Source organism: Janthinobacterium woesei (assembly GCF_051380875.1).
In the GTDB taxonomy this organism is placed as follows: domain Bacteria; phylum Pseudomonadota; class Gammaproteobacteria; order Burkholderiales; family Burkholderiaceae_D; genus Janthinobacterium.
Map to the genome: position 1 here is coordinate 1 of NZ_JBNYXW010000039.1, position 6005 is coordinate 6005.

The window sequence follows — 6005 nt, forward strand, 5'->3', positions numbered from 1 at the left end:
GAATGAAGGCAAGACTACCATCATCGAAATCATGTGCACGCGCGAACTGGGCGACCCGTTCCGCCGTGATGCGCTGAGTAAGCCCATCCGTCACCTGGACAAGTACAAAGACTACGTGTAATCAGTCAGCAGTCAGCCCCTCCCTTGTATGACCCCGGTCCGCCGGGTTTTGTATGCCGGAGCCATCTTCATGCTGCCATGGTTCCGGCATTTTTTTACCGAATTGGAGTGCCCATGAAAGCCTTGCACCGCATCATAGCCCAAGCCCGCGCCGTGCCAAAAAACATCGTATTGTGCGAGGGCGACGATGTGCGCGTGCTGCAAGCGGCGACGCGCGCCAGCAGCGAAGGCCTGGCGCATATCACCCTCGTCGGCAAGCCCGCTGCCATCCTGGCGCTGGCGCGCGAACACGCGCTGGACCTGGGGCGCGTGCGCCTGATCGACCCGGCTGCGTCCAGCGAGGCGGAACATTATGCCCAGCAATTGTTTCTGTTGCGCCAAGCCAAGGGCATGACGGTGGAGCAGGCGAGAATCGCCGTGCAGGATCCCTTGTGCTACGCCAACCTGATGGTGCGCCTGGGCGACGCCGATGGCTGCGTGGCGGGCGCCGTGCACACGACGGCCAGCGTGGTGCGTAACGCCATCCAGATCATCGGCGTCGATCCGGCGTTCAAGCTCGTGTCGAGCTTTTTCCTGATGATGCTGTGCGAACCGTTCCACAACCTGAAGGGCGGCTTCATCTTTTCCGACTGCGCCTTGGTGGTCGATCCGAAGGCCGGGGAATTGGCCGACATCGCCATGGCCGCCGCCGACAGCGCGCAAGCCTTGCTGATGGAAGAGCCGCGCGTGGCCATGCTGTCGTTTTCCACCAGCGGCAGCGCCCACCACGCAGCCGTCGACAAGGTGCATGCGGCCACGGCCAAGGTCAAGGCGCAGCGCCCGCTGCTGGCCATCGATGGCGACGTGCAGCTCGATGCGGCCATCGTGGCCGAGATTTCGCAGCGCAAGGTCAAGGATTCCGTCGTCAACGGGCGTGCCAACGTGCTGGTGTTCCCGAACCTCGATGCGGGCAATATCGGCTACAAGATGGCCGAGCGCATGGGCGGCGCCGTCGCCATCGGCCCGCTGCTGCAAGGCTTGAACAAGCCAGCCAACGACCTGTCGCGCGGCTGCAGTGCCGAGGATGTCTATAACGTCATTGCGGTCACGGCCGTACAGGCCCAGGGTGGACGCTGACTTTCTGTTCAGCCTGCCCGTGCTGGCGCTGCTGTGCGTGGTGGCGGCGGGCACGTATTTCCAGACCGTCACGGGTTTTGGGCTGGGCATGATCGTCATGGGCGTGGCCAGCGGCTTGGGCTTGGCGCCCGTGCCCACGCTGGCGGCCCTCGTCAGTTTATTATCCCTGGCCAATTGCCTGGTGGCATTGCCGGGCGCTATGCACCACCTGGACTGGCGCGCCATTCGCGCCGCCAGCATCGGTTTGCTGCCGGCCATGGCGGCCGGCGTCTTGCTGCTCGGCTATCTGGACCAGGCATATGAACCCTTGCTGCGCTTGCTGCTGGGCGCGGCCATCGTGTATGGCGGCGTCAGCATCTTGCTGCAGGCGCCGCCTGGCCCCGGCGCGGCCGACCAGCGCAGTTTCTTCATCAGCGGCATGTGCGGCGGCCTGTTTTCCGGCCTGTTTTCGCTGGCTGGGCCACCGCTCGTGTATCAGTTTTACCGCCAGGAAATGAGCCTGACCACCATCCGCTACAGCCTGATCTTCCTGTTTGCCGTCAGCGCGGGCGGGCGCTCCCTGATGGCGGGCAGCCAGGGCCAGCTGGACGCGAAAGTGTTGCTGCTATGCATGGTGGCCCTGCCCGTGGGTGTGCTGGCGACCATGGCTGGCAAGCGCTACCCGCCGCCGATCGCCCAGCGCGGCATGCGCCGCATCGCGTTTGCCGTACTGACCTTGATAGGCATCTCGCTGATGGCGGCGGCCGTGCCGCAACTATTGCCCTAGCGTTTGCGCCCGCCGCCGCCGATCAACTGCGCGATCTCGCTGAACAGTTCATTGTTCAGCGAGGCGGGCAGGGTGGTGGCCAGGCTGCGGCTGTAGTAGGCGCCCAGGTCCAGCCCCAGGCCCAGGCCGCAGATTTCCACGGCGCCTTGCGCCTCGCGGCGCGCTACCACTTGCTTTAGATGCTGGGCCAGGTAAAACTCGTCGTTGGCCAGGTTGGTGGCCGTATCCATCGGGCAACCATCGGACACCACCAGCAAGATGCGCCGGCGCTCTGGCCGTGCCAGCATGCGCTGGCAAGCCCAGTCCACGGCTTCGCCATCGACGCCTTCGCGGTACAAGTCCGCTTTCAACAGGGCCGCGATGTCGGGGCGCGCGCGGCGCCAGCTGGTGCCGCCATCCTTGAATACCATGTGTACCAGTTCATTCAGGCGCCCCGGGTTGGCGGGCGAGCGGGCACGCATCCAGTCGCGCTTGACTCGCCCGCCATTCCAGGCGCCCGTGGTAAAGCCCAGCAACTCCGTCTTGACGCCAGCCTGATCCAGCGCGCGCAGCAATATGTCGAGCAGCACGGCCACGGACTGCGCATGCGTCTTCATGGAGCCGGAGCAATCGACAAGAAAACTCACCAGGCAATCGGCCTGGGGCAGGAATTGCTCCTTGCGGAACAAGCGGCGCTCCGAAGGCGAGCTGATCAGCTGCGCCAGGCGGCGGCCATCGATGTAGCCCTCTTCCTCGCCAAACGACCAGCCTTCGCGCTCGAGCATGGCCAGCAATTGGGTAAAGCGCCGCGCCAGGCGGGCCGTGTTGATGCCTAGGCTGGCGATGTGCGCATCCATGCGTTCGCGGTATTCCAGCAGCAGGGCGCCGCGCACCAGTTCGCCTGCGCGTTCCTCGCGGTCGTACGCCGTGGAATAGGCGCGGTAGCCGCCATCGGCGTTGCCATCGGTGAAGGCGCGGCTCTCGCCCAGCGGCGCGCTATCGGGAAGGTTGTCATTGTCGCTGTCGAAATCGAGTAGCAGCTTGAAGGCCGCCTGCGCCTTGGAATCCACGGCCGCGTCTTGCTGGCCGTCCTGCGCCGCTTGTGCGCCTTTCAGCATGGCATCGACGGCGTGGGCGATGGCCAGCGCGTGGCGTGCATAGCTGGCCTGGTCCGCTCGGTGGCGGCGCAGGCCAGCCAGGTCGCTACTTAATTGCGAGGAAATCGACCAGCGCGTGGCCTCGATGAAATCTTCCGTCCTTTCCAGCACGGCCCGCGCCGTCAAGCGCGACCAGCAAATCTGGAACACTGTGTACAGCAGCAAGCCCGAAGCGCCTTCGGCCAGGCCGGAATCGTAAAAAGCATGCGACCAGGCCGTGAAGCGGTGGCGCAGGTTGTGGATGACGCCCGCGTGTTGATCTGGCGCAAGCGTCTCCACTCTTAACTGTTCCAGCAGCTCGAAGACGAGCCGCGCGACCGGTGCGGTTGGATGCAATGTCTTGTGCAGGGCGGCATCCGTATGCAGCAAACGCAGGGCCACGCTGTCGGCGGCGCCGCGCAGCGACGGCAAATCCTGCAGCGCGGCGTCGGGCTGCAAATGGGCAGCGTGGATGGGTAGCGGGCGGTGGCCGTCGTGCAGGCGCCGGCCCCGGTAACGAATGGCTGCTTGACCGCTGAGGGCGCGGATGACGCCCGCGCACAGTTCATCCGTTTCCTGCTGCGCGCGCGTGTAGGCTGCCGGTAATGTCGCGTCAACGCTCATGGCGCCGTCGCCAGCAATTCCGCGTTGAAACAGCGCTGGTAATACTCGGCCACCATCGGCCGTTCGGCTTCGTCGCATTTGTTGAGGAAGGACAGGCGGAAGGCCAGCGCCGGATCGCGGAAGATCTGGCAATTTTCCGCCCACGTGATCACCGTGCGCGGCGACATCAAACACGACAGGTCGCCCGCCGCATAGCCCTTGCGCGTGAGACTGGCCACGGCCACCATGGCGCCCGCCAGCTGGCGGCCCGCCTCGTCGTTCATGGCCGGCACGCGGGCCAGCACGATCTGCGTTTCTTCCGCCTGCGGTAAATAGTTCAGGGTGGCAACAATATTCCAGCGGTCGATCTGCGCGTGGTTGAGCACCTGCGTGCCGTGGTACATGCCGTTCAGGTTGCCCAGGCCCACCGTATTCGAGGTGGCGAACAGGCGGAAGTGGGGGTGCGGCGTGATGACCCGGTTCTGGTCGAGCAGGGTGAACTTGCCATCGCGCTCCAGGATGCGCTGGATGACGAACATCACGTCGGGGCGGCCCGCATCGTATTCATCGAAGATCAGCGCCACGGGGCGTTGCAGGGACCAGGGCACGATGCCTTCCTGGAACTCCGTCACTTGCTGCTGCTCGCGCAGCACGATGGCGTCCTTGCCCACCAGGTCGAGGCGGCTGATGTGGCCATCCAGGTTGACCCGCACGCAGGGCCAGTTCAGGCGCGCCGCCACCTGCTCGATATGCGTGGACTTGCCCGTGCCGTGCAAGCCTTGCACCATCACGCGGCGGTTGTGGGTAAAGCCGGCCAGGATCGCCAGCGTTACATCCTTGTTGAAGCGGTACGCGGGGTCGATGTCGGACACGTGCGGATCACGCTGCGTGAATACGGGCACGAGCAGGTCGCTGTCGATCTGGAACAGGCTGCGCACGGACTGCATGCTGTGCGCAGCTTGAGTTTGAGCTGGCGCTGGCGCGGCGGGGGGATGTTGGCGTGAATCTGGCACCTTGTTCTCCTGGTAAAGCCGCAGCATGGGCGCCGCGGCCGGTTATGGATTACCTGCTGAATTACCTGCTGAGTTGCCGGTTTGCAATGCGTCGTCGTCGCCACCCGTCGTCGGCATGGTTTCCGATTCGATGGCGGCCAGGGCTTGCGCGGCGCGCTGCAATGCTGGCAAGAAATGTAAAGCCTTGTCGTGCGTCAAACGGATGATGGGCGCCTGGATCGCCACGGCCAGGTTCGAGCGGCCATTCGGGTTCGGCACCAGCACGGCCACGCACAGCAGGCCGGGCAGGAATTCCTCGTCGTCCAGCGCATAGCCATTGCGGCGCACCACTTCCAGTTCGCGTTCGAGCTTGACGGGGTCTGTCTCCGTCTTGTCCGTAAAGCGTGTCAATTCCATATGGCCCAGCAGGCGCCGCCGCTGCACTGGCGTCATTTGCGCCAGGAACAGCTTGCCGCTCGACGAGCAATGGGCCGGCACGCGCGAACCGGGATGCAGGTAGAAGCGCAGGGGCGCCGCCGTTTCCACGCGGTCCAGGTACACCACTTCGCTGCCGCTGAAGGCAGTCAGGTTGCAGCTTTCACCCACTTCCTCGACCAGCCGGCGCAAGACCATGCGGCGGGCGCCATGGAAAGTGTTGTTAATCAACAGGTTCGAGGCCAGACGGCGCAGGCGCACGCCCGTGCTGTAGTGGCGGCCATCGCTTTCGCGCTGCAGCACGCCCACGCTTTCCAGCTGTTGCAGCATGCGGTGCAAGGTGGGCTTGGGCAAGCCTGTTTCTTCCACCAGCGCCTGCAGCGACAGCAGTTGGTCTTTCTCGGCAATCACTTCCAGCAAGGCAAACAAGCGCATCGTGGGCGTGTCGCCTTCCAGTTTTTCTGGCTCAAGTTTTGGGGATGAAATCATGTCCATGGTGGCCTCGGTTGGGTGTCTGTTGTGTTATTTCATTTTCGAACTCAAATTGTACCGTTTCCTTGAAATTCTGTTTGACTTTTGAATCCTGAACGCTTAAATTGAATTGTATATCAAATTTCGGAACAAAACATACCGTTTTTTGATAATTTCACTAGAGTTCATCACCACAGACCGGAGACACCCATGAATGACATGACCGAGCAAAAAGCTGCCGCCGCAGCGGCCACCCCAGCCGTCCCAGCAGGCCCGCAAAAGATGACGCCTTCCGAGGCGTTCGTGGAAACCCTGGCCGCCAATGGCGTGACCGACATGTTCGGCATCATGGGCTCTGCCTTCATGGACCCGATGGATATCTTTGCG

At 63.5% G+C, this 6005-nt stretch carries 5 protein-coding genes; 2 read left to right on the forward strand and 3 right to left on the reverse strand.

Features of this window, described 5'->3' with window-relative positions; all coding sequences use genetic code 11:
- Positions 1–234: 234 nt before the first annotated feature.
- A complete protein-coding gene (pta, locus tag ACQ4W6_RS25470; protein ID WP_436569949.1) occupies positions 235–1236 on the forward strand; it encodes a phosphate acetyltransferase in 1002 nt (333 codons plus the stop codon).
- Positions 1226–2002, forward strand: a complete 777-nt coding sequence (locus ACQ4W6_RS25475) for a TSUP family transporter (protein ID WP_436569950.1) — start codon at positions 1226–1228, stop codon at positions 2000–2002. The genes pta and ACQ4W6_RS25475 overlap by 11 nt, the downstream gene beginning before the upstream one ends.
- Here ACQ4W6_RS25475 and ACQ4W6_RS25480 read toward each other — a convergent pair.
- The 3 genes from ACQ4W6_RS25480 to ACQ4W6_RS25490 form a co-directional block, all read right to left on the reverse strand.
- Positions 1999–3741: a cobaltochelatase CobT-related protein gene (locus ACQ4W6_RS25480; protein WP_436569951.1), complete on the reverse strand. Its 1743-nt coding sequence runs from the start codon at positions 3739–3741 to the stop codon at positions 1999–2001. The two genes, ACQ4W6_RS25475 and ACQ4W6_RS25480, sit on opposite strands and share 4 nt — an antisense overlap.
- A complete protein-coding gene (locus tag ACQ4W6_RS25485; protein WP_436569952.1) occupies positions 3738–4667 on the reverse strand; it encodes an AAA family ATPase in 930 nt (309 codons plus the stop codon). The genes ACQ4W6_RS25480 and ACQ4W6_RS25485 overlap by 4 nt, the downstream gene beginning before the upstream one ends.
- Before the next feature lie 108 nt (positions 4668–4775).
- Positions 4776–5636 (reverse strand): IclR family transcriptional regulator, encoded by an 861-nt coding sequence (locus tag ACQ4W6_RS25490; protein WP_436569953.1) that lies wholly within the window; start codon positions 5634–5636, stop codon positions 4776–4778.
- Between the last annotated feature and the right edge of the window lie 369 nt (positions 5637–6005).